The organism is Streptomyces sp. NRRL F-6492, assembly GCF_001280125.1.
GTDB lineage: Bacteria > Actinomycetota > Actinomycetes > Streptomycetales > Streptomycetaceae > Streptomyces.
The window spans coordinates 20,962-42,774 of sequence record NZ_LGEG01000245.1 but is presented as its reverse complement, the minus strand read 5'-3'; the positions used below and the strand labels follow the sequence as shown (position 1 = coordinate 42,774).

The 21,813-nt window shown below is 72.4% G+C and carries 21 protein-coding genes; 5 read left to right on the top strand and 16 right to left on the bottom strand.

Features of this window, described 5'->3' with window-relative positions; genetic code table 11:
- Window positions 1–207: 207 nt before the first annotated feature.
- The 4 genes from ADL08_RS26885 to kdpF are packed head-to-tail and all read right to left on the bottom strand — an operon-like array spanning window position 208 to window position 4,780.
- The gene (locus ADL08_RS26885; RefSeq protein ID WP_053647412.1) at window positions 208–879 is read right to left on the bottom strand and encodes a potassium-transporting ATPase subunit C; all 672 of its coding nucleotides are present in this window, start codon (window positions 877–879) and stop codon (window positions 208–210) included.
- Window positions 880–885: 6 nt separating this feature from the next.
- A complete protein-coding gene (gene kdpB, locus ADL08_RS26880) occupies window positions 886–3,021 on the bottom strand; it encodes a potassium-transporting ATPase subunit KdpB (RefSeq protein WP_053647410.1) in 2,136 nt (711 codons plus the stop codon).
- Window positions 3,018–4,682 carry a potassium-transporting ATPase subunit KdpA gene (gene kdpA, locus ADL08_RS26875; RefSeq protein WP_053647408.1) on the bottom strand — a complete coding sequence of 555 codons (1,665 nt, stop codon included), beginning with the start codon at window positions 4,680–4,682 and terminating at the stop codon, window positions 3,018–3,020. The genes kdpB and kdpA overlap by 4 nt, the downstream gene beginning before the upstream one ends.
- Before the next feature lie 8 nt (window positions 4,683–4,690).
- The gene (gene kdpF / locus ADL08_RS34870) at window positions 4,691–4,780 is read right to left on the bottom strand and encodes a K(+)-transporting ATPase subunit F (RefSeq protein WP_063885358.1); all 90 of its coding nucleotides are present in this window, start codon (window positions 4,778–4,780) and stop codon (window positions 4,691–4,693) included.
- Between the two features lie 342 nt (window positions 4,781–5,122).
- Here kdpF and ADL08_RS26870 point away from each other — a divergent pair, with 342 nt between their 5' ends.
- Both ADL08_RS26870 and ADL08_RS26865 read left to right on the top strand, forming a co-directional pair.
- Window positions 5,123–5,674, top strand: a complete 552-nt coding sequence (locus ADL08_RS26870) for a hypothetical protein (protein WP_053647405.1) — start codon at window positions 5,123–5,125, stop codon at window positions 5,672–5,674.
- A gap of 295 nt (window positions 5,675–5,969) precedes the next feature.
- Window positions 5,970–7,934: an APC family permease gene (locus ADL08_RS26865; protein WP_053647403.1), complete on the top strand. Its 1,965-nt coding sequence runs from the start codon at window positions 5,970–5,972 to the stop codon at window positions 7,932–7,934.
- Between the two features lie 318 nt (window positions 7,935–8,252).
- Here ADL08_RS26865 and ADL08_RS26860 read toward each other — a convergent pair whose 3' ends face one another.
- Complete coding sequence (locus ADL08_RS26860; protein WP_053647401.1) at window positions 8,253–10,097, bottom strand: APC family permease; 1,845 nt, start codon at window positions 10,095–10,097, stop codon at window positions 8,253–8,255.
- A 200-nt stretch (window positions 10,098–10,297) separates the two neighbouring features.
- Between ADL08_RS26860 and ADL08_RS26855 the strand changes: the two genes are divergently transcribed.
- Window positions 10,298–10,480, top strand: a complete 183-nt coding sequence (locus ADL08_RS26855; protein ID WP_053647399.1) for a hypothetical protein — start codon at window positions 10,298–10,300, stop codon at window positions 10,478–10,480.
- 210 nt (window positions 10,481–10,690) lie between these two features.
- On the opposite strand, the gene ADL08_RS26850 is transcribed toward ADL08_RS26855, so the two are convergent.
- The 7 genes from ADL08_RS26850 to ADL08_RS26820 form a co-directional block, all read right to left on the bottom strand.
- Window positions 10,691–11,293 carry a TIGR00730 family Rossman fold protein gene (locus ADL08_RS26850; RefSeq protein ID WP_053647397.1) on the bottom strand — a complete coding sequence of 201 codons (603 nt, stop codon included), beginning with the start codon at window positions 11,291–11,293 and terminating at the stop codon, window positions 10,691–10,693.
- A 101-nt stretch (window positions 11,294–11,394) separates the two neighbouring features.
- The gene (locus ADL08_RS26845) at window positions 11,395–11,976 is read right to left on the bottom strand and encodes a hypothetical protein (RefSeq protein WP_053647395.1); all 582 of its coding nucleotides are present in this window, start codon (window positions 11,974–11,976) and stop codon (window positions 11,395–11,397) included.
- A complete protein-coding gene (locus ADL08_RS26840) occupies window positions 11,973–13,148 on the bottom strand; it encodes an ROK family glucokinase (protein WP_053647393.1) in 1,176 nt (391 codons plus the stop codon). The genes ADL08_RS26845 and ADL08_RS26840 overlap by 4 nt, the downstream gene beginning before the upstream one ends.
- 37 nt (window positions 13,149–13,185) lie before the next feature.
- A complete protein-coding gene (locus tag ADL08_RS26835) occupies window positions 13,186–13,980 on the bottom strand; it encodes an ATP-binding cassette domain-containing protein (protein WP_053647391.1) in 795 nt (264 codons plus the stop codon).
- On the bottom strand, window positions 13,977–15,029 hold the full coding sequence (locus ADL08_RS26830) for an ABC transporter permease (RefSeq protein WP_053647390.1): 1,053 nt from the start codon (window positions 15,027–15,029) through the stop codon (window positions 13,977–13,979). The genes ADL08_RS26835 and ADL08_RS26830 overlap by 4 nt, the downstream gene beginning before the upstream one ends.
- On the bottom strand, window positions 15,026–16,045 hold the full coding sequence (locus ADL08_RS26825) for a sugar ABC transporter substrate-binding protein (RefSeq protein WP_078968397.1): 1,020 nt from the start codon (window positions 16,043–16,045) through the stop codon (window positions 15,026–15,028). Before ADL08_RS26825 ends, ADL08_RS26830 begins: the two co-directional genes overlap by 4 nt.
- Window positions 16,046–16,144: 99 nt before the next feature.
- Entirely contained in the window at window positions 16,145–16,864 is a 720-nt protein-coding gene (locus ADL08_RS26820) for a GntR family transcriptional regulator (protein ID WP_053647424.1), read from the bottom strand.
- Window positions 16,865–17,018: 154 nt separating this feature from the next.
- Between ADL08_RS26820 and ADL08_RS26815 the strand changes: the two genes are divergently transcribed.
- Window positions 17,019–18,017: a Gfo/Idh/MocA family oxidoreductase gene (locus tag ADL08_RS26815; RefSeq protein WP_053647386.1), complete on the top strand. Its 999-nt coding sequence runs from the start codon at window positions 17,019–17,021 to the stop codon at window positions 18,015–18,017.
- Window positions 18,018–18,128: 111 nt separating this feature from the next.
- Here ADL08_RS26815 and ADL08_RS26810 read toward each other — a convergent pair whose 3' ends face one another.
- Entirely contained in the window at window positions 18,129–18,800 is a 672-nt protein-coding gene (locus ADL08_RS26810) for a response regulator (protein WP_053647384.1), read from the bottom strand.
- The gene (locus ADL08_RS26805) at window positions 18,797–20,008 is read right to left on the bottom strand and encodes a sensor histidine kinase (RefSeq protein ID WP_053647382.1); all 1,212 of its coding nucleotides are present in this window, start codon (window positions 20,006–20,008) and stop codon (window positions 18,797–18,799) included. Before ADL08_RS26805 ends, ADL08_RS26810 begins: the two co-directional genes overlap by 4 nt.
- 146 nt (window positions 20,009–20,154) lie before the next feature.
- Between ADL08_RS26805 and ADL08_RS26800 the strand changes: the two genes are divergently transcribed.
- Window positions 20,155–20,376 (top strand): hypothetical protein, encoded by a 222-nt coding sequence (locus ADL08_RS26800; RefSeq protein ID WP_053647380.1) that lies wholly within the window; start codon window positions 20,155–20,157, stop codon window positions 20,374–20,376.
- Window positions 20,377–20,385: 9 nt separating this feature from the next.
- Here the strand turns inward: ADL08_RS26800 and ADL08_RS26795 are convergent, their stop codons facing one another.
- Together ADL08_RS26795 and ADL08_RS26790 are read right to left on the bottom strand one after the other, a co-directional pair.
- Window positions 20,386–20,751: a hypothetical protein gene (locus ADL08_RS26795; RefSeq protein ID WP_053647378.1), complete on the bottom strand. Its 366-nt coding sequence runs from the start codon at window positions 20,749–20,751 to the stop codon at window positions 20,386–20,388.
- 11 nt (window positions 20,752–20,762) lie between these two features.
- Window positions 20,763–21,722 (bottom strand): DMT family transporter, encoded by a 960-nt coding sequence (locus tag ADL08_RS26790; protein ID WP_053647376.1) that lies wholly within the window; start codon window positions 21,720–21,722, stop codon window positions 20,763–20,765.
- Window positions 21,723–21,813 lie beyond the last annotated feature (91 nt).

The following is a 21,813-nucleotide window of genomic DNA, read 5'->3' as shown; positions in this document are numbered from 1 at the left end:
CCGAGTCCACCGCGTACCGGCGCGCCCGCAGGTTGGTCACCAGCGCTCGTGCGAGCTGTGCGTCGTCCTCCACCACCAGCACCCGCTTCATCGGCCCGCTGCCTTCCTGTTGTGCGTGACATGCGTGTCGTACGGCGTGGGGGCGGGGGTCGGCGGCCCCGGACCGTTTCCGGGACCACCGTCTCCTCCCCTGCCGGGGCGAGGCCGTCAGCCCTTGGCCGCCAGGTCCTTGAGCGCGGTGTTGAGCTTCAGGACGTTGACGCGGGGCTCGCCGATGAAGCCGAGGACGCGGTCGTCGGTGTGGTCGGCGACCAGTTCGTCCACCGTCGCGACGGACAGGTGGTTCCTCTCCGCGACGCGGTGGACCTGGAGCCTGGCGTACTCCGGGGAGATGTGCGGGTCCAGGCCGGAGCCCGAGGAGGTGACGGCGTCGGCCGGCACGTCCGAGGGCTTCACCGTGTAGCCCTTCACCGAGTTGTCCTCGACCACGGCCGCCTTGGCGTCTTCGACCCAGGTGATCAGATCCTCGTTGTCTCCGGAGCGGTTGGTGGCGCCGGAGAGGATGATCTCGTACTGAGTGTTGACGCCGTTGGTTCCCAGGCCGTTGGACGGGCGCGGCTGGAACCAGCGCAGGTCCGGGGCCGGCGTCTCCTCGCCGTCCTCCAACGGCAGGTCGTAGCGCTGGCCGATCAATTCGGAGCCGACGACCTCGCCGCCGGCGTCCTCGATCTCGGAGCCGTTCGCCTTGCCCGGGAAGGCCACTTGGGCGATGCCGGTGACGGCCAGGGGGTAGAGGACGCCGGTGATCACGGTCAGGACGAGCAGGGCCCTCAGGCCCGCCCAGAGCACGCGGCCCGTGTTCGCTGCTGAGTTGTTCATCGCGGGTCAGCCGATTCCGGGGATGAGGGAGAGGAGCATGTCGATGAGCTTGATGCCGAGGAACGGGGCGACGAGGCCGCCGAGTCCGTAGATCCCGAGGTTGCGGCGCAGCATCCTGTCGGCGCTGGTCGGCTTGTACCGGACGCCCTTGAGGGCGAGCGGCACGAGGGCGACGATGATCAGCGCGTTGAAGATCACGGCGGAGAGGATCGCGGACTCGGGCGAGGTCAGGCGCATGATGTTGAGCTCGTCCAGGCTCGGGTAGGCCACCGCGAACATGGCGGGGATGATCGCGAAGTACTTCGCGACGTCGTTGGCGAGGGAGAAGGTGGTCAGCGCTCCCCGGGTGATGAGGAGTTGCTTGCCGATGGCGACGATCTCGATGAGCTTGGTGGGGTCGGAGTCGAGGTCGACCATGTTGCCGGCCTCCTTCGCGGCCGACGTGCCGGTGTTCATCGCCACGCCGACGTCGGCCTGCGCGAGCGCCGGGGCGTCGTTGGTGCCGTCGCCGGTCATCGCGACCAGCTTGCCGCCCGCCTGCTCCCGCTTGATGAGGGCCATCTTGTCCTCGGGCGTGGCCTCGGCGAGGAAGTCGTCGACGCCGGCCTCCTCGGCGATGGCCTTCGCGGTCAGCGGGTTGTCACCGGTGATCATGACGGTCCTGATGCCCATGCGGCGCAGTTCGTCGAACCGTTCCCGCATGCCGTCCTTGACGACGTCCTTCAGGTGGACGACACCCAGGACGCGCGCGCCCTTCTCGTCCTTGACCGCGACGAGCAGCGGCGTGCCACCGGCCTCGGAGATCCCGTTCGCCAGGGCGTCGGCGTCGTCGGCGACCTCGCCGCCCTGCTCACGGACCCAGTTGACGATCGACCCGGCCGCGCCCTTACGGGTCTGCCCACCGTCGACGTCGACACCGGACATACGGGTTTGGGCGGTGAACCCGATCCAGGTGGCGTGCGCCAGTTCGCCCTGGTGGCGTTCGCGCAGGCCGTACTTCTCCTTGGCGAGAACCACGATCGAGCGTCCCTCGGGCGTCTCGTCGGCGAGCGAGGACAGCTGCGCCGCGTCGGCCAGTTCGGCCTCTGTGGTGCCCTCGACCGGGACGAACTCGGAAGCCCGGCGGTTGCCGAGGGTGATGGTGCCCGTCTTGTCGAGCAGCAGCGTCGACACGTCACCCGCGGCCTCGACCGCGCGGCCCGACATCGCGAGGACGTTGCGCTGCACGAGCCGGTCCATGCCCGCGATGCCGATCGCGGAGAGCAGTGCGCCGATCGTGGTCGGGATCAGGCAGACCAGGAGCGCGCTGAGGACGATCAGGGAGGTCTGCCCGTCGGCGCCCGCGTAGATCGCGAACGGCTTCAGAGTGACGACCGCGAGCAGGAAGACGATGGTGAGGGATGCCAGGAGGATGTTGAGGGCGATCTCGTTCGGGGTCTTCTGCCGGGCGGCGCCCTCGACCAGGCCGATCATGCGGTCGATGAACGTCTCGCCCGGCTTCGTCGTGATCTTGATGACGATCCGGTCGGAGAGCACCTTCGTACCGCCCGTGACCGCACAGCGGTCGCCGCCGGACTCGCGGATCACGGGGGCGGACTCGCCCGTGATGGCGGACTCGTCCACGGACGCGACGCCCTCGACGACGTCACCGTCGCCGGGAATGACGTCACCGGCCTCGCAGACCACCAGGTTCCCGATCTTCAGCTCGGTGCCCGGGACCCTCTCCTCGTCCTTGCCGACGATCCGGCGCGCCACGGTGCCGGTCTTGGCCTTGCGCAGGGTGTCGGCCTGGGCCTTGCCCCGGCCCTCGGCGACCGCCTCCGCCAGGTTGGCGAAGATCGTGGTGAGCCACAGCCAGGCGGTGATCGCCCAGCCGAACCAGTCACCCGGGTTCCTCACGGCGAGGACGGTGGTCACCACCGAGCCGACGAGCACCACGAACATGACCGGCGACTTGATCATCACGCGCGGGTCGAGCTTCCTGATCGCGTCCGGGAGGGAGACGACCAGCCGCTTGGGGTCGAACAGGCCTCCACCGACCCGGCCGGGTGAGGGGTGTCCCCCGGGCAGGTCGCCGTGGGGCGCCTCGGTCGCGGTCGTGATGGACATGGCGTCCTCGTGCTTCTTCACGTCGTTGGTCATGCCGCGAGCCCTTCGGCGAGCGGTCCCAGCGCGAGCGCCGGGAAGTAGGTGAGACCGGCGATGATCAGGATCGTGCCGACCAGGAGACCGGTGAACAGCGGCTTCTCCGTGCGCAGGGTGCCCACGGTCTCCGGGACCGGCTTCTGCTCGGCGAGCGAGCCGGCCAGGGCCAGGACGAACACCATCGGAAGGAAGCGGCCCAGGAGCATGGCGATGCCGAGGGTGGTGTTGAACCACTGGGTGTCGGCGTTCAGGCCCGCGAACGCGGAGCCGTTGTTGTTGGCGCCGGAAGTGTAGGCGTAGAGGATCTCGGAGAAGCCGTGCGCGCCGGAGTTGGTCATCGAGTGCGACGGGGTGTCCAGGGCGAGCGAGGCCGCCGTGAAGCAGAGCACGAGCGCCGGGGTGACCAGGATGTAGCAGGCGGCGAACTTGATCTCGCGGGTGCCGATCTTCCTGCCCAGGTACTCCGGGGTGCGGCCGACCATCAGGCCCGCGAGGAACACGGCGATGACCGCCATGATCAGCATGCCGTAGAGGCCGGAGCCGACGCCGCCGGGCGCGATCTCGCCGAGCTGCATGCCCAGCATGGTGATGCCGCCGCCGAAGCCGGTGTAGGAGGAGTGGAAGGAGTTGACCGCGCCGGTCGAGGTCAGGGTGGTCGCCACCGCGAAGAGGGCCGAACCGCCGATGCCGAAGCGGGTCTCCTTGCCCTCCGTCGCCCCGCCCGCGAGCTCGAAGGCCGCTCCCCTGCCCGCGAACTCGGTCCACATCATCAGGGCGGTGAAGCCGATCCAGATGACGGCCATCGCGCCGAGGATCGCGTACCCCTGCTTCAACGATCCGACCATGCGGCCGAAGGTGCGCGTCAGCGCGAAGGGGATGAGCAGGATCAGGTAGATCTCGAAGAGGTTGGAGAGCCCGTTGGGGTTCTCGAAGGGGTGGGCGGAGTTGGCGTTGAAGTAGCCGCCGCCGTTGGTGCCCAGCTCCTTGATGACCTCCTGGGAGGCGACCGCGCCGCCGTTCCACTGCTGCGTGCCGCCGGTGAACTGCCCCACCTCGTGGATGCCGGAGAAGTTCTGGATCGCGCCGCACGCCACCAGGACGAGCGCGCCGACGACGGAGATCGGCAGCAGGATCCGGACCGTGCCCCGGACCAGGTCGGCCCAGAAGTTGCCCAGCTCACCGGTACGGGAGCGGGTGAAGCCGCGCACCAGGGCGACGGCCACCGCGATGCCGACCGCCGCCGACACGAAGTTCTGCACCGCCAGGCCGCCGGTCTGCACGACGTGGCCCATGGCCTGTTCGCCGTAGTACGACTGCCAGTTGGTGTTGGCCACGAAGGACGCGGCCGTGTTGAACGCCTGGTCCGGATCGATCGACACGAAGCCGAGCGAGCCGGGCAGCGACCCCTGCACCCGCTGGAGCAGGTACAGGAACAGCACGCTCACGGCGGAGAAGGCGAGCACCGCGCGCAGATAGGCGGGCCAGCGCATCTCCACCGACGGGTTCGCGCCGATCGCCCGGTAGATCCACTTCTCGGGCCGGTGGTGCTTCTCCGAGGAGTACACCTCCGCCATGTGGTCGCCCAGCGGCCGGTAGGACAGACCGAGGGCGACGACCAGGGCCAGAAGCTGGAGCACACCAGCAAGAACAGGACTCATCTCGTGCCTCAGAACCTCTCCGGCTTGAGGAGGGCGAGGACGAGATAACCAAGGAGGGCGGCGGCGACGAGCAGACCGACGACGTTCTCGACAGTCACGGCTTCGCCACCCCCTTGGCGATGAACGCCACCAGCGCGAAGATCGCGACCGTGGTGACGACGAAGGCCAGGTCGGCCATCGTGGGCTCCCGGTGAAGAAGGAAAGCGGATTCTCGGACGAGATGAGGAAACAGCCTTTTCGAGCCATCGCCGCCTTCGTTGACGCCGCCCTGACGCCTTCGGCGCTTCTCTTGACGCGTCCCCTACGCGGAGCCGCCTTCGCGGGTCCGGGACCCGGCCGCGGCCTCTCCCGTCAGCGGCACGTCAAATCTGCCCGCCGCCGCGTAAACGACGCGTAGCCCCGCCCGGCCCTCCCCGTCCCGAGCACCTAGCGTCGGCGTCATGCAGCCCCCGCTTCCCGCCCCCCGCTCCGGTCCCGGCCCCGGTCCGGTCGACGACGTACTGCACGACGCCGACTGGGCCGCTGAAGCACGTTCCGCCCTCGCGTGCGCGGGACTGCTGCTCGGGACGTCACTGGGCGTCGAGGCCTGCGCGCACGGGCCGACCCTGCCGGGCACGGTGGGGTGGATCGCCCTGGCGGCACTCCTGCTGGTGGTCCTGCTGCCCCCGCGCGTGGGTGTCGCACCGAACCTGCTCGTGGTCCGGGGACTGTGGCTGACCAGGACGGTCCGCATCGACCGGCTCACCCTGGTCTCCTGGCCGGAGGGCACCGCCCGGCGCCTGGTCCTGCGGGACGAGGAGGGGGCACGGGCCGAGGTCGACCTCCGGGTCCTCCTGGCCAACCCGGCGTTGTGGCTACGGATCGAAGCGGGCGCCCGTGTCTCCCGGCAGCGCGGCCTCCTCACCCGCGGCACCGCCGACCTCGCGCGTCTCTCGCTATGGGTCCACGGGGAGACGACGCGCTCCGTCTTCAAGGTCTCCGGCCTGGAGTAGCGCCTCCGGGGCGTCCGGCACGAGCGCGGCGAGGCCGACCGGGTCGCCCGTGACGAGCCCGGCCTCCTCCGGCGGCATCGAGGCGACGCGCGCGCCGCGTCCGGGGACCGGGTCCGGTTCCTCCGGCGCGGTCCTCCTCCCGGCCGGGGCGGGACGCCCGCGAGCCTCGCGGACACGTCTTGACGCTTCCCTGACGCACCCGCCCGGAATGGCCGGGCAGACGGTGCGTACGCTGACTCGGCCATCCATGCGATGGCCGGAAATATCACCTCAACAGCAGTTTCGGGAGCACTTCATGGCCACCACGAAGGACAAGCGCGTCGAAGGGTCCGGGCGGTTGCGCGCGTGGATGCTCGAGGGTCTGTCCGACATGGGCAAGGGCAGGCCGTCCCGGCCCGAGGAGTCCGCCCCGGACGCCGGGCACAAGGGGCAGCCCTGGTGGCGGGTGATGTGCCTGACCGGCGTCGACTACTTCTCCACCCTCGGCTACCAGCCCGGCATCGCGGCCCTGGCCGCCGGGCTGCTCTCCCCCGTGGCGACGGTCGTGCTGGTGGTCGTGACCCTGGCCGGCGCACTGCCGGTCTACCGGCGGGTGGCCGAGGAGAGCCCGCACGGCGAGGGCTCGATCGCGATGCTGTCGCGGCTGCTGTCCTTCTGGCAGGGCAAGCTGTTCGTGCTCACCCTGCTCGGCTTCGCGGCGACCGACTTCCTCATCACGATCACCCTGTCGGCGGCGGACGCCTCCACCCACCTGGTGGAGAACCCCCACCTGGAGTCCGCACTCCACGACAAGCAGCTGGTCATCACCCTGATTCTGATCGCCCTGCTCGGCGCGGTGTTCCTCAAGGGCTTCCTGGAGGCCATCGGCGTCGCCGTCGCCCTCGTCGGGACGTACCTCGCGCTCAACGTCGTCGTCGTGGTCACGGGCGTGTGGCACGTCGTGACCGAGGGCCACGTGGTGACGGACTGGTCCGCCGCCCTGACCCAGGAGCACGGCAACGTCTTCGTCATGATCGGCGTCGCCCTGATCGTCTTCCCCAAGCTCGCGCTCGGCCTGTCCGGCTTCGAGACGGGCGTGGCGGTCATGCCGCACGTGAAGGGCGATCCGGGGGACACCGAGGAGAAGCCCGCCGGCCGGATCCGCGGCACCAAGAAGCTCCTGACGACGGCCGCGCTGATCATGAGCGTCTTCCTGGTCTCCACGAGCTTCCTCACCACCGTGCTCATCCCCCACGAGGAGTTCGAGTCCGGCGGCGACGCCAACGGCCGCGCGCTCGCCTATCTCGCGCACGAGTACCTGGGCAACGCCTTCGGCACCGTCTACGACGTCTCGACCATCCTCATCCTGTGGTTCGCCGGTGCCTCGGCCATGGCCGGCCTGCTCAACCTGATGCCCCGCTACCTGCCCAAGTACGGCATGGCCCCGCACTGGGCCCGCGCCGTGCGCCCCATGGTCATCGTCTTCACCCTCGTCGCCTTCCTCGTCACCTGGATCTTCGACGCCGACGTCGACGCCCAGGGCGGCGCGTACGCCACCGGTGTCCTGGTCCTGATCTGCTCGGCCGCCATCGCGGTGACGATCGCCGCCCGCAAGGCGGGCCAGCGCGGCTGGACCATCGGCTTCGGCGTCATCTCCGTCGTCTTCCTCTACACCACGGTCGTGAACGTCGTCGAGCGACCGGACGGCGTGAAGATCGGCGCCTGCTTCATCGCCGGCATCATCCTCATATCCCTCCTCTCCCGGCTCGGCCGCGCCTTCGAAGTGCGTGTCACCCACATCGAGCTCGACGAGATGGCCCGGCGCTTCGTCCAGGACACCGCACGCCGCACGCCGCGCTTCGTCGCCAACGAACCCGACGCCCGCGACGTCGCCGAGTACCGAGCCAAGATCGAACAGGTCCGCGCCGACAACGACCTCCCCGACACCGAGGACCTGGTCTTCGTCGAGGTGACCGTCACCGACCCCTCCGAGTTCGAGGCCGGACTCACCGTCCGCGGTGAGGTGCTGCACGGCCGCTACCGCGTCCTGACCGTCGAGTCCTCCTCCGTGCCCAACGCCATCGCCGCCCTCCTCCTGCACATCCGCGACACCACGGGCGCCTGCCCCCACGTCTACTTCGAGTGGACCGAGGGCAACCCGTTCAGGAACTTCCTGCGCTTCTTCCTCCTCGGCCAGGGCGAGGTCGCCCCGGTCACCCGCGAGATCCTGCGCGAGGCGGAGCCCGACCGGGACCGCCGCCCCCGCGTCCACGTCGGCTAGGGACGTGGGCGCCGGAGATCGGCGTCAGGAGGATCAGGGCCACCTCGCGCGGTACGAGGCGCCGGTGCCGCGGACGGCCCCGGAAGTCGGGCCCATCGCTCGCGGAGACCGGTGGCCACCTGCGCGTGCGCCGCGGAAGCCGATGGAGCCGCGGCTGCCCGGGAGCGCCGCCGAGGAGCGGGGGTCTCCTTCGCCCGGCCCCAGGCCGTGACGCCCCGATCACCGTCCTCCCGCCCCGCCCCGCCCCGCGCCGGTGGCGGCCGCGCCGGGGTGCGCCGCGCAGGCCCGTCAGGGCCTTGCGTCCGCGGGCCCGGGGGATCAGATCCGGAACCTCAGCCGGCAGACCGCGGCATCCGTGTCCTGGCGCACGGCGTGGGCGACGACCGCGCCCCGCTGGTTCTGCAGCAGGCGCTGCCACAGGTGTTCCGGTTCCACCTCGGGAACCAGGACGGTGATCCGGGCGTTCGGCTCGGCCGCGCGCAGCTCGCGCACGTAGGCGGTGATGGGCCTGCCGAGCGTGCGCTTCTCGGAGGGGAGCCGGATCAGGGGCACGCCGGGACCCCACAGCGCCCAGTCCCGCTCCAGGGCCTCGGTGGCGGCCAGGTCCTCGGCGTCCGGGTGGCAGACGGTGACGGCCCGCACCTCGTCACCGAGGGAGACCGCGGCGGTGAGGGCCTCGCTGGTGAGCCGGGTCAGGGAGGAGACGGGAACGAGGACGAGGGAGCGCTCGCGGTGCGGCGGCTCGGGGATCCGGCCGACACCGAGGCGCCGGCCGATCCTGCCGTACGACCGGCGCACGGTCTCGAAGAGGAGGACGAGGAGGGGCAGGGCGACGATGATCAGCCAGGCGCCGTCGAGGAATTTGGTGGTCGTGACGACGATCGCGGAAACACCCGTCAGAACGGCACCGAGGCCGTTGAGGAGGGCCTTCGCGGCCCAGCGGGTACCGCGCTCCCGGCGCCAGTGCAGCACCATGCCGGTCTGAGCGATCGTGAAGCCGACGAACACGCCGATCGCGAAGAGCGGGACGAGGGTGTTGGTGTCGCCGCCGGAGAAGACCAGCAGGGCGGCGGAGACCACGGCGAGCCAGACCACACCGTGCCGGTGCACCTGCCGGTCGGCCTTGAGACCGAAGACGTGCGGCAGGCAGTTGTCCCGGGCGAGCAGTTTGAGCAGGACGGGCAGACCGCCGAAGGAGGTGTTGGCGGAGAGCGCGAGCAGCACCATGGTGGCGAACTGGACGACGTAGAAGGCCCCGTTGTGGCCGAGGGAGGCGTCGGCGAGCTGGGCGAGGACGGTGACGCCCTCGACGGGCCGGAGCCCGAAGCGGGAGATCAGTACGGACAGGCCGATCAGCATCACGCCGAGCAGGGCGCCGAGGGCGACCTCCGCGCGCATCGCCCGGCGGGCGGCCGGGGTACGGAACGACGGCACCGCGTTCGCGATCGCCTCGACCCCGGTGAGGGCCGAGCAACCCGAGGCGAACGCCTTCAGCAGGAGCAGGGCGCCCACGGTGGTGGCGTTGTCGGCGAGCACCGAGGGGTGGCCGGCGGAGGCGGCCGTGGAGACGGGGGCGTCACGGAACAGGCCGACGACGACCAGCACCATGATCGCGCCGACGAAGACGGCTGTCGGGGCGATGAAGGCGCGTGCCGAGTCGACGATGCCCCGCATGTTCACGGCCGTGACGAGCACGAGGACGCCGAGGCAGAGCACCAGCCGGTCGTCGTAGAGGCCGGGGAAGGCGGAGGTGAGGGCGGCGACACCGGCGGTGACGGCGACGGCCACGTTGAGGACGTAGTCGAGGACGAGCGAGGCGGCCGCGACCAGGCTCGCACGGCGGCCGAGATGGGCCTTGGCCACGGCGTAGGAGCCGCCGCCGTCCGGGAACGCCTCGATGACCTGCCGGTACGAGGCGACGAGGACGACGAGCAGTCCCGCGATGGCCAGGGTGACCGGGAGGGTGAAGCCGAGGCCGTGAGCGCCGGCGGCCGCCAGGACGAGGACGATCGCCTCGGGTCCGTACGCCACCGACGCCATCGCGTCCAGCGACAGCGCGGCGAGACCGGTGAGGGTGGTCAGCTTGTGCCGGCTCTCGGCGTCGGGCGGTTCGGCGCCGGGGGTGGCGCTCTTCTCGGCGGTCGGAGCGGTCGGAGCGGTCATGCGGACGGATCCCTTCGGGTGTGGCTCCGCTCAGCGTGCGCCCCGAGGACGAGAGACCCGTTCACTCCTGGCGTTTTCTTGGCGCCGGTCGGCCCGTTCCTCACGCTTCCCTGACACCGGCCCGGCCTCGGCGTCAGGGAAGCGTGAAGACTTCCGGCGCGAGGACCTGCTCGGAGGCCCGTTCGGCCTACAGTCCTGCTATGAACAGGTACGACGGGAGGACGTCCGCCGACCGCCGTGTGCGTCGCATTTCGGTGGCCCTCGCCGCTGCGGTCGTGCCCGTCGGCGCCTTGGGGGTGATCGCCGACAGCATGTGGTTGCTCGGCGTGGGCGCGTGGCTCCTCATCGTCGCCTTCCTCATGGAGCTCGTCTACCGCCCCTGAGTTCCCTTGTCCCACCCCTGCCGGCGGACGGGCACGTGGACGACCTGGACGGCCGCTACGCCGCTCGTCGACGAGCGGGAGCGCGACCACGCGGCCTTGGCCGGGGGCGGCCGGGTGAACGCCGGTAAGTTACGACGTTCCGCAACCGGGATCCGGAAGGTGCCCCGGCCCCGCTCATGGCGCGAACCGGGCGCGGACCGTGCCCGGCCCTCAGTCGAGTCCGGGCACGGGATCGACGTCCCGGCCGCCGTGCGCGGGCCGGTGGGCGCCGCGCAGCCGCTCCTCCAGCGCCTCCAGGAGGCCGGGCAGGTCGGGGGCGACGGCGAGGTCGTCCAGGGTGGACGCCGCGAGGAACCCGGTGCCGGAGATCCCGCGCAGGGCGCCGAGCAGCGGCGTCCAGAAGCCCCCGGCGTCGAGGAGGCCGACGGGCTTGGCGTGGAAGCCGAGCTGGCGCCACGACCACACCTCGAAGATCTCCTCCAGGGTCCCGAGCCCGCCGGGCAGGGCCGCGAAGGCGTCCGCGCGGTCGGCCATGATCGCCTTGCGCTCGTGCATCGAGTCGCAGACGACCAGCTCCGTCACCCCCTCGTGCGCCCACTCCCGCTCGATCATGCTGCGCGGAATGACGCCGACGACCTCGCCGCCCGCCTTCAGGGCCGCGTCCGCCAGGACCCCCATCAGTCCCGTACGGCCGCCGCCGTAGACGAGTCCGATCCCGCGCCGGGCCAGATCGGCGCCGACCGCGGCGGCCAGTTCGGCGTACGCCGGGTCGTGTCCGTCGGAGGAGGCGAGGAAGACGGCGAGGCGGCGCATGGTGACCTCCCGGGGCGGCTGCGGCGGACGGTCCGGTCTATCACGGGCGCTTCCGCTCCGACCAGGGGGCTTTCGGGGCGCGGGGCGCGCGCCCCGCCGGTTCAGGGGCTCGTCGTGGAGACCGCGTACACCCGGGGGAAGGCCGGTTCCGTGAGGTCGACCGTGATGTCCGTGGTGGGGCGGGGTTTCTCCCGGGTGACGGTGGTGCCCGACCAGGCCGGGGTGTTCGGGAAGGTCCAGGCGGCGATGGAGCGGTCGCGTTCGCCGATGGTGACCCGGCCCGGAGTGAGCTGGGCGCGGGCGGCGCCGGACTCGGCGAGGAAGGTGTCGAGGCCGGCGGCGGTCGTCGTGAACCGGACGTAGAGCCGGCTGGTCTTCCAGTTGCTGGTCTCGTAGTAGGCAACGTCCCGGGCGCCGGAGGGGATCGGGACCTCGAAGACCCGGCGCTTCATCTGGGAGGGCCAGTTGTCCTGGAGGCCGGCCGCCGAGGACTCGCGCTCCTTGTCGCGGCCGCTGTCGCGGCTCTGGCCCGCGGAGATGACGAGGTAGCCGGCCGGGATGCCGACGAGGAGCACGATGATGACGGCCGTCAGCCAGCGGCGGCGGATCATGTGCCGGCGGTCCTCGGGCAGCCGCTCGCGCGGTGCGCGGGGCGGGGCGGACGACGGGTGGGGCGGGGTCATGAAGGGGGGTCCTCGGGGGTGCGGGCGGTCCGGGCCGAGGTCCCGCTGCGCAGGGCCTGGGCGTAGCGCTCGTACCGTTCGTACCGCTCGACGCGGCGCCGGTTGGCGCGGCGGAAGCGGCGGGCGACGAGCCGGGCGAGGTCGGCGGCGCCGACCATGCCGGCCTCGGGGCCGAGCTGGGCGCGGACGAGACGGGCCTCGGGGCGGTAGCCGCGGCCGGTGAGGTGGCGGCGGAAGGAGTCCCGGGCGGGGCCGATGAGGAGGTCGTCGGCGGCGGAGACGCCTCCGCCGATGACGAAGCAGGAGGGGTCGAGGGCGGCGGCGAGGTTGGCGATGCCGACGCCGAGCCACTGGCCGATGTCCTGGAACAGCTCGACGCACATGGCGTCGCCCTCGCGGGCGAGCTCGGTGATGAGCGGGCCGGTGATGTCGGGGACGTGGCCCTTGACCCGCTCGATGATGTTGTACGCGACCGGGGAGTCGGCGGCGGCCAGCTCGCGGGCCTCGCGGACCAGCGCGTTGCCCGAGCTGTACTGCTCCCAGCAGCCGCGGTTGCCGCAGGGGCAGCGGTGGCCGCCGGGGACGACCTGCATGTGGCCGAACTCGCCGGCGACGCCGTACTTGCCCCGCTTGACCTGGCCGTCCTCCAGGATGGCGCCGCCGATGCCGGTGCCGAGGGTGATCATGACGAGGTGGTCCTCGCCGCGTCCGGCGCCGAAGCGCCACTCGGCCCAGGCGGCGGTGTTGGCGTCGTTGTCCACCATGACGGGGACGGCGAGCCGGCCCTGGAGGGCGTCGCGGAGGGGCTCGTTGCGCCAGGCGAGGTGCGGGGCGAAGAGGACCGTGGCGCGCTCGGCGTCGACCCAGCCGGCCGCGCCGATGCCGACGGCGTGCACGTCGTGCCGGTCGGAGAGGTCCAGGACCAGTTCGACGATGGTGTCCTCGACGACCTTGGGGCTCTTGGACTTGTCCGGGGTCTCCGTGCGGAGCTTCTCCAGGATGTTGCCGTCGGCGTCGACGACCCCGGCCATCACCTTCGTGCCGCCGATGTCGATGCCGACGGTCGGCACCCGGGGGGCCGTCAGGTGGGAGCGCCGTTCCCGGGTCCCCACGGTCCGCAGCACGGTGCCGCGGGCGGAGCCGCGGTGGGCGAGGTCACGGTAGGTACTCATCGGCTCCGATTCTGCCAGGTGGGGTGTGCGGGGGCCGTTACGTCGCGGAGGGGCGTTCCAGTTCGTGGCGCAGGTCCTCCAGCTCGCTGCCGCCGGCCATCTGCCGGGTCAACTCGTCGAGGGTGACGGAGCCCTTGGTGTGGCTGCCGGCCGTCGTGCCGCGCTTGAGGAGGACGAAACGGTCGCCGACGAGGTGGGCGTGGTGGGGGTTGTGGGTGATGAGGACCACGCCGAGGCCCTGGTCGCGGGCGGCGGCCACGTACTTCAGGACGACCCCGGACTGCTTGACGCCGAGGGCGGCGGTCGGCTCGTCGAGGACGAGGACCTTGGCGCCGAAGTGGACGGCGCGGGCGATGGCCACGCACTGGCGCTCGCCGCCGGAGAGGGTGCCGATGGGCTGGTCGACGTCGCGCAGGTCGATGCCCATGCGGAGCAGGGCCTCGCGGGTGGTGGCGCGCATGAGCCCGGCGTCGAGCCGCTTGAGGGGGCCCCGGCCCTTCGTCGGCTCGGAGCCGAGGAAGAAGTTCCGCCAGACCGGCATGAGCGGGACGACGGCGAGGTCCTGGTAGACGGTGGCGATGCCCCGGTCGAGGGCGTCGCGCGGGTTGGCCAGGGTGACCTCCTCGCCCTCGATGCGGAAGGTCCCGGCGTCGTGCCGGTGCAGTCCGGCGACGATCTTGATGAGGGTGGACTTGCCTGCGCCGTTGTCGCCGAGGACGCAGGTGATCTCCCCCGCGCGGACCTCCAGGGAGACCCCTTCGAGGGCGCGGATGTTGCCGTAGTACTTGCTGACGTCGTCGAGCTCGACGAGGGGCGCGGTCGCGGTCGTCACTTGGTGGCCTCCACGCGCTTGCGGATCCAGGCGTTCAGGAGGGTCGCGAGCAGCAGCATCGCGCCCAGGAAGAACTTGAACCAGTCCGGGTTCCACTCGGCGTACACGATGCCCTTGCTGGTCATGCCGAAGATGAGGGCGCCGACCGCCGAGCCGATGGCCGAGCCGTAGCCGCCGGTGATCAGGCAGCCGCCGATGACGGCCGCGATGATGTAGATCAGCTCGTTGCCGACGCCCTCGCCGGACTGGACGACGTCGAAGGAGAAGAGCAGGTGCTGGCCGGAGATCCAGGCGCAGAAGGCCACGCCCGCGTAGAGGCCGATCTTGGTGCGGTGGACGGGGACGCCGACCGCGCGGGCCGCGTCGGCGCCGCCGCCGACCGCGAAGATCCAGTTGCCGAAGCGGGTGCGGAGCAGGATCCAGGTGGCGAGCGCGACCAGGCCGAACCACCACAGGACGGTGACCTTGAACTCGACCCCGCCGAGGGTCAGCTGCGAGGCGAAGAGCTTGCGGGCGGAGGGGAAGCCCTCCATGTCGGCGATGGTCTTGGTGGAGACGGTGCCGCTGATCAGCTTGGTGAGGCCGAGGTTGAGGCCGGTCAGCATGAGGAAGGTGCCGAGCGTGATGATGAAGCTGGGCAGCCTGGTGCGGGTCAGCATGACGCCGTTGAAGACGCCGATCGCCAGGGTGACGAGCAGCGAGACGCCGACGCCGACCCAGACGTTCGCCGTCATCTGGTAGCTGAACATCGAGGAGACCAGCGCGGAGCTGGTGACCATGACGCCGGCGGAGAGGTCGAACTCGCCGCCGATCATCAGGAGGGCGACGGGGACGGCCATGATGCCGATGGTGGAGGCCGCGTAGAGGACGGTGCCGAGGCTGGAGGGGCGCAGGAAGCTGTCGGCGAAGACCGCGAAGAAGACGAAGACGGCGGCCGCGCCGACGACCGAGCCCAGCTCGGGGCGGGCGAGGAGCTTCTTCAGCGGGGTCGTGCGCAGCAGGCGTTCGTCGACGTGGTCGATGCCGGACGGCGGGGCGGTGGAGCTCATCGGGTGCCCCGATCCGCGTAGGCGACGAGGTCGGCGGCGTTCTCCCCGGTGATGATCTGGGGGCCGGTGAGGACCGGCTTGCCGCCGCCGAGGACGTCGGCGTTGTAGCGGTACAGCCAGAGCAGGTCGACGGCCTCGTACCCCTGGAGGTAGGGCTGCTGGTCGACGGCGAAGCCGAGGGTGCCGGCCTTGAGGGCGGTGGCGACCTTGGCGTTGAGGTCGAAGGTGTCGATCTCGGCCTTGCTGCCGGCGCTCTTCGCGGCCTGGACGGCGGTGTCGGCGAAGGGGGCGCCGAGGGTGACGACGGCGTCGACGTCCTTGTCGGACTGGAGCTTGGCCTCGATGGAGGCCTTCACGTCGGGCATGTTGGTGCCGTCGACGTACAGGTTGACGAGCTCGCCGCCGAAGGTCTTCTTCGCTCCCGCGCAGCGCTGCTCGTGGCCGACGTTGCCCTGCTCGTGCAGGACGCAGAGCGCCTTCTTCTTCCCGCGCCTGTCGAGCTCCTCGCCGACGGCCTCGCCGGCGACGGTCTCGTCCTGGCCGATGTGGGTGAGGGCGCCGTAGGCCTTGGACTGCTCGGCGCCGGAGTTCACGGTGATCACCGGGATGCCTGCCTTGACGGCCTTCTCTACGGCGGCCTTCATGGCGTCGGGCTTGGCGAGGGTGACGATCAGGCCGTCGACGCCCTTGGCGATGTACGAGTCGACCAGCTGCGCCTGCCGCTGGGCCTCGTCGTCGTGGGCGTAGAGGAAGTTGACGTTGTCCTTGACGGCGGCCTGCTGGGCGCCCTTCTGGACGATGTCCCAGAAGGTGTCGCCGTCGCCCGAGTGGGTCACCATCGCGAAGGTCCAGCGGGGGGTGTCGACGGCCGCCCTGCCCTGGGCCTGCGCGGCCTTGCGGGCGTCCTCCGCCCGCTTGCCGCCGGTGCTGCTGCATCCGGCGAGCGCCGTCGTCAGCGCGAGTGCGAGCACGGCGCCGACCGCGGCGCGTACCCCTCCTGTCCGAAGCCTGGTCACGAGGCCGTGCCCTCCTTTGTGTCCTTTGCACGCATTGCAGGCGTGCATTGCAGTATCGGTCATGCGGGTCGGGCGGCTCGCCGCGGGGCCCGCCCCGGATCACGGACGGGCCATCAGCCGGAACTCGAAGGAGTGGTGGGCGGCCCGGTAGAGGTGGGAGCCGTACTCGACGGCCCGGCCGGTGTCGTCGTAGGTGACGCGCTCCATGGTGAGCAGCGGGGCTCCCTCCTCCTCGCCGAGCAGCGCGGCCTCGGCGGCGGTCGCGGCGCGGGCGCCGACGGTCTGGCGGGCGCTGTGCAGGGTGAGCGCGGCGGAGCGCAGCAGCCGGTGGAGGCCGGTGGTCTCCAGGAGCGCGGTGTCCGGTTCCAGGAGCCCGGCCGGGAGGTGGTTGCGCAGGTGCGCCAGGGGTTCGCCGCGCGCGGTGCGGAGCCGTTCCAGGTAGCGGACCTCGCTGCCCTCGGGTACGCCGAGGGCGGCGGCGACCGGTCCGGTGGCGGGTTCGAGCCGGTTGACCAGGACGCGGGTGGCGGGGTGCCGTCCCGCGGCCTCCAGGTCGTCGTAGAGGCTGCTGAGCTCCGGGGGCCGCCGGACGCCGGTGTGCACGACCTGGGTGCCGACGCCCCGGCGGCGGACCAGGAGTCCCTTGTCGACGAGGGTGCGGATGGCCTGGCGGACGGTGGGGCGGGAGAGGCCCAGGCGGGCGGCGAGGTCGATCTCGTTGCCGAGGAGGGTGCCCGGGGCCAGCGTCCCGTCCTCCACGGCGCTCTCCAGCTGGCGGGCCAGCTGGAAGTAGAGGGGGACCGGGCTGGTGCGGTCCACCGAGAGCGGGGGGAGGGCGGAGCCGGACTGCGGGGGCACGGGGGGAGCGTAGCCCCGGGGCGCGGACGGCGGGAACCCGATGACGGGAAGTCGTGACGTCCTGTTGTCCTGACAAATCCTTGACAGGGGGTGCGGGCGCCTCCACGGTGGGGCCATGCGCATCGGACTCATCGGTACGGGACGGATCGGGAGCTTCCACGCGGGGGTGCTGGCCCGCCACCCGGAGGTCGGGTCCCTGGTCGTGGCGGACGCGGACCCCGCGCGGGCGGCCGGGGTGGCGGGGGCGCTCGGCGCGGAGGCGGCGCCGGACGTGGCCGCGCTGCTCGGGAGCTCCCCGGACGCGGTGGTGATCGCCTCGGCGACGGCGGCGCACGCGGAGCTGATCGCCCGCGCCGCCGGGGCGGGCCTGCCGGCCTTCTGCGAGAAGCCGATCGCCCTGGACGTTCCGGGGACGCTCGCCGCGCTCGACGCGGTGGCGGCGGCGGGCACGGAGCTCCAGCTGGGGTTCATGCGCCGCTTCGACGCGGGGTACCGGGCGGCCCGCGAGGCGGTGCGGTCGGGGCGGCTCGGCCGGCTGCACACCGTACGGGCGGTGACCTCCGACCCGCGGCCGCCGCCCGCCGCGTACCTGCCGCTCTCCGGCGGGCTCTTCCGCGACTGCCTGGTGCACGACTTCGACGCGGTCCGCTGGGTGACCGGGCGGGAGGTCGTCGAGGTGTACGCGGCGGGCTCGGACGCGGGCCCGGCGATGTTCCGGGAGGCGGGGGACGTGTCCTCGGCCGCCGCGCTGCTCACCCTGGACGACGGCACGCTGGTGACGGCGACCGCGACCCGGCGCAACGGCGCCGGGTACGACGTGCGGATGGAACTGGCGGGCGAGCGGGGCCAGATCGGGGTGGGCCTGGACGACCGCACCCCGCTCGTCTCGGTGGAGCCGCAGGGACCGCCCGCGCCGGAGAAGCCGTGGCCCGGCTTCCTGGAGCGGTTCGCCCCGGCGTACGAGGCGGAGTTGGACGCCTTCGTACGGCTCGTGCGCGGCGCGGCGCCCAATCCGTGCGACGGGCGGGAGGCCCTGGCGGCGCTGCGGATCGCGGAGGCGTGCGAACGCTCACGGCGGGAGGGGCGGCCGGTGCGGGTGGAGGGCTCCGGCTGACGCGCCGAAGGGGTCCGGGCGGTCCGCCGAGGACTCCGGGCGGTCCGCCGAGGGGCGCTCTGTCAGCGGTTTCGCCCGACGCCGGGACGCTCCGCGCGCCCTGCCCCCGCCCTACGCGCCGTCCTCGGCGTCCAGGAGGCCCGCGTCGTGGACGAGGAGGGCGATCTGGACGCGGTTGTTGAGGCCGAGCTTGGCCAGGATCCGGGAGACGTACGTCTTGACGGTGGGCACGCCCATGTAGAGCTCGGCGGCGATCTCCGCGTTGGAGCGGCCGTGGCCGACGGCGACGGCCACCTCCCGCTCGCGGCCTGCGAGTTCGGCGAGGCGGTCGGCCGCCGTGGTGCGCCGGGGCTGTCCCGGCCGGCCCGCGACGTGGGTCATGAGCTGGCGGGTGACGGCCGGGGAGAGGACGGGGTCCCCGGCGGCGACCCGGCGGACGGCGGCGACGATCTCGGCGGGCGGCGTGTCCTTGAGGACGAAGCCGGCGGCGCCGGCCCGCAGGGCGCGCAGGACCTGCTCGTCGGCGTGGAAGGTGGTGAGGACGACGACCTCGGGGGCGCCGGGCCGGGCGCGCAGGAGTTCGGTGGCGGTGAGGCCGTCGACGTGGGGCATGCGGATGTCCATGAGGACGACGTCGGGGGCGTGCCGGGCGACGAGTTCGGGGACGTCCCGGCCGTCGGCGCCCTCGCCGACGACGGCGAGGTCGTCGGCGCCGCCGAGCATGAGGGTGAGGCCCGCGCGGACCAGGGGGTCGTCGTCGACGATGAGCAGCCGGATGGTCATGGGGGCCACGGTAGCCAGGCGTGCAGGGCGAAGCCGCCGTCGGGGGCCGGTCCGTGGGCGAGGCGGCCGCCGGCGAGGGCGGCGCGTTCGGTGAGTCCGATGAGGCCCTGTCCGGAGCCGGGGACGTGCGGGACGGGTCCGGCGGGGGCCGGGTTGTGGACGTCGACGGTGAGCCCTTCGCCGGGGCGGCCGCGGACGGTGACGGTGACGGGGGTGCCGGGCGCGTGCTTGCGGGCGTTGGTGAGGCCCTCCTGCGCGATGCGGTAGACGGTGCGGCCGGTGGCGGCGGGGACCGCGGCCGGGTCGTCGACGGTGGTGTCGAGGACGACCTCCGCCCCGGCCCCGCGGGACTCCTCGACCAGCGCGCCGAGGGTGGCGAGGGTGGGCTGGGGCCGGTTCCCCTCGCCGTCCTCGTCGGGGGCGCGCAGGACGCCGATGATCTCGCGGAGGTCCTGGAGGGCCTCGTGGGCGCTGTCGCGGATGACGCCGGCGGCGCGGGCGATCTGCTCGGGCGGGGCGTCGGGCCGGAACTCCAGGGCTCCGGCGTGGACGCTGAGCAGGGTGAGCCGGTGGGCGAGGACGTCGTGCATCTCGCGGGCGATGGCCTCGCGGGCGAGCCGCTGGGCCTGGGCGGCGCGCAGTTCGGCCTCGGCCTCGGCGCGGCGGGCGCGTTCCCTGAGGGCCTCGACGAGCTGGCGCCGGGAGCGGACGAGCATGCCCCAGGCGGTGACGAGCAGGATGAGGACGAAGCCGAGGACGAGGGAGAGCGTGAGGCCGGTGGTGGGGTCGGGCCGGAGGAAGGCCTGGGCGGTCGAGGTGGCGACGGCGAGCGCGCCGATCGGGGCGACCTCGCGGAAGGGACGGCGCACGGCGACGCTGAAGAGGCTCGCGAGGACGGCGCCGGCGGCGACCGGGGCCACCAGGTTCACCAGGGAGAGGCCGATCGCGAGCCCGGCCGGCCACCGGCGGCGCAGCCAGAGCGCGCAGCAGGCGGCGGCGCCGGCGAGCTGGTCGAGGAGGGTGACGGTCTCGCTGGTGTACTGCGCGCTGGTGTCGGCGGCGACGAGGCCGACGAGGGCGGCGAGCAGGAAGAGCGAGGTGTCCACGATCCAGTCGCGGACGGTACGGCGGGGCCGTGCCGCTCCGCTCCCGCCCGGTTCGACCAGGTGGGAGGGGAGCAGCCAGCGCTGCCGGTCCGTGCGGGTCATGTCCGCAATGTAAGCGGCCGGGGGCGCCCGTGAGGGGTTCGGGCAGCCGGGTCGCTACCGAAGTCGCGGAGGTCGGTACTTCGGTAGCGGCGGACGGGGACCGGGGGCGGACGCGGCCGCTCCCCCGCCCCGGTCATGATCGGGACATGAAGAGATTCCTGGAGACCGTCGGGTTCGTGATCGCCCTGGCCGGTGTGTGCGGGGTGGTCCGCGAGCTGACGGACGGCTGGTTCGGTGTCATGGGCCTGACCCGGTTCCTGACGGAGAACGTGGGGTTCCTGGAGGGGCGGGAGCTGTTCGCCAACATCGTGATAGCGGTGCTCGGCGGGGTCGTCCTGATCGTGTCGGACCGGGTGCCGAAGTCCTGAGCGCGCGTCTCAGGCGCCGGTGGAGTCCAGGCGGGTGACCTCGGCGAGGTAGTCCGCCGTCCGGTGCGCGGCGGAGCCGCCGGTGTAGAGGGCGGCGCCGGCGACGGCGAAGGGGAGGGAGCCGCCGAGGAGGGCGACGAGGCCGGGCCAGTCGCGCTCCTCGACGCAGTCGTCGTGGTGGACGTACTCGCTGGTGAGGAGGGCGGGGCAGGGGCTGCCGCCGCCGCTCTGCTCGTACGGGGTGACGAGGAGGACGGCGAACCAGATCCAGAGCAGGCCGGCGGCGGCGAGCAGGAGGATCCCCCAGCCCTGGGTGCGGCGGGCGCGGGCCCTGAACTCGTTGCTGTGGACGAGGGAACGCGTGGACGAGGACATGGAGGGAGAACCTACCGGTCGTCCTCGCCGGCCCCGCCGGGGCGGTCGGTCCCGTCGGCGGCGCGGCGGCCCCAGGTGGTGCCCGCGAGGACGAGGACCGCGCCCGCGAGGCCGAGGGCGCCGGGGCGGTCGCCGGCCACGGCGATGCCCGCGGCCGCGGCCCAGAGGGGTTCGGTGCCGAGGAGGAGGCTGACCCGGGACGGGGAGGTGCGGCGGACCGCCCACATCTGCACGAAGAAGGCGAAGAGCGTGCAGAAGACGGAGAGGAAGAGCAGTCCGGCCCATGCGCGCGGGCCGAAGTCGAGGGCGGTGGCCCAGGGGGAGGCGCCGGTGCCGGGGAAGGCGGCGATGACGGCGAACACGGCGACGGCTGAGCCGAGCTGGACGGTGGTGAGGGAGAGCGAGTCGGCCGAGCGGACCGCCTTGATCCGGGACATGGCCAGGACGTGGACGGTGCGGGCGAGTGCGGCGAGCAGCATGAGCAGGTCGCCGGTGGAGGGGGCGGTGAAGCCGCCGCCCTGGGTGAGCAGGACGACGCCCGTGACGGAGAGCCCGGCGGCGGCGAGGAAGGCGCGCGTCGGCCGGACGCCGGTGACGGCGGCCTCGGCGAGCGGGGTGAAGATCATGGTGAGGCTGATGATCAGGCCCGCGTTGGTGGCGGAGGTGTGGACGACGCCGTAGGTCTCCAGGAGGAAGATCCCGCCGAGGATCAGCCCGAGGGTGCCGGCGCCGCGCCACTGGGCGGCGGTCAGGGCGCGGAGCCTGTTCCACCCGGCGGCGACGAGGACGGGCAGCACCACCGCGAACCGCAGGACGAGGACGGCGATGACCGTGTGGGTGGTGGTGATGCCCTTGGCCGCGAGGTAGCTGGCGCCCCAGAAGACGGCGACGAGCAGGACGGGCAGGTCGGTGAGCCAGGCCCGGCGCGGGGCGCCGAGGGGCAGGGGTGCGGCGAACGACGGAGCCGACATCGGGCCGTTTCTCCAACTCTCTGGGTGGGGTGGAGACTTCGACGGCTCGCACGCGGAGGATCACCGTACCCGGAACGGCCCGTGGCGGCTA

What these genes read in the sequence shown, in the direction of transcription:
- ADL08_RS26885 (WP_053647412.1), bottom strand. Translation starts at nt 879, where the DNA reads ATGAACAACTCAGCAGCGAACACGGGCCGCGTGCTCTGGGCGGGCCTG.
- kdpB (WP_053647410.1), bottom strand. Translation starts at nt 3,021, where the DNA reads ATGACCAACGACGTGAAGAAGCACGAGGACGCCATGTCCATCACGACC.
- kdpA (WP_053647408.1), bottom strand. Translation starts at nt 4,682, where the DNA reads ATGAGTCCTGTTCTTGCTGGTGTGCTCCAGCTTCTGGCCCTGGTCGTC.
- ADL08_RS26870 (WP_053647405.1), top strand. Translation starts at nt 5,123, where the DNA reads ATGCAGCCCCCGCTTCCCGCCCCCCGCTCCGGTCCCGGCCCCGGTCCG.
- ADL08_RS26865 (WP_053647403.1), top strand. Translation starts at nt 5,970, where the DNA reads ATGGCCACCACGAAGGACAAGCGCGTCGAAGGGTCCGGGCGGTTGCGC.
- ADL08_RS26860 (WP_053647401.1), bottom strand. Translation starts at nt 10,097, where the DNA reads ATGACCGCTCCGACCGCTCCGACCGCCGAGAAGAGCGCCACCCCCGGC.
- ADL08_RS26855 (WP_053647399.1), top strand. Translation starts at nt 10,298, where the DNA reads ATGAACAGGTACGACGGGAGGACGTCCGCCGACCGCCGTGTGCGTCGC.
- ADL08_RS26850 (WP_053647397.1), bottom strand. Translation starts at nt 11,293, where the DNA reads ATGCGCCGCCTCGCCGTCTTCCTCGCCTCCTCCGACGGACACGACCCG.
- ADL08_RS26845 (WP_053647395.1), bottom strand. Translation starts at nt 11,976, where the DNA reads ATGACCCCGCCCCACCCGTCGTCCGCCCCGCCCCGCGCACCGCGCGAG.
- ADL08_RS26840 (WP_053647393.1), bottom strand. Translation starts at nt 13,148, where the DNA reads ATGAGTACCTACCGTGACCTCGCCCACCGCGGCTCCGCCCGCGGCACC.
- ADL08_RS26830 (WP_053647390.1), bottom strand. Translation starts at nt 15,029, where the DNA reads ATGAGCTCCACCGCCCCGCCGTCCGGCATCGACCACGTCGACGAACGC.
- ADL08_RS26815 (WP_053647386.1), top strand. Translation starts at nt 17,019, where the DNA reads ATGCGCATCGGACTCATCGGTACGGGACGGATCGGGAGCTTCCACGCG.
- ADL08_RS26810 (WP_053647384.1), bottom strand. Translation starts at nt 18,800, where the DNA reads ATGACCATCCGGCTGCTCATCGTCGACGACGACCCCCTGGTCCGCGCG.
- ADL08_RS26805 (WP_053647382.1), bottom strand. Translation starts at nt 20,008, where the DNA reads ATGACCCGCACGGACCGGCAGCGCTGGCTGCTCCCCTCCCACCTGGTC.
- ADL08_RS26800 (WP_053647380.1), top strand. Translation starts at nt 20,155, where the DNA reads ATGAAGAGATTCCTGGAGACCGTCGGGTTCGTGATCGCCCTGGCCGGT.
- ADL08_RS26795 (WP_053647378.1), bottom strand. Translation starts at nt 20,751, where the DNA reads ATGTCCTCGTCCACGCGTTCCCTCGTCCACAGCAACGAGTTCAGGGCC.
- ADL08_RS26790 (WP_053647376.1), bottom strand. Translation starts at nt 21,722, where the DNA reads ATGTCGGCTCCGTCGTTCGCCGCACCCCTGCCCCTCGGCGCCCCGCGC.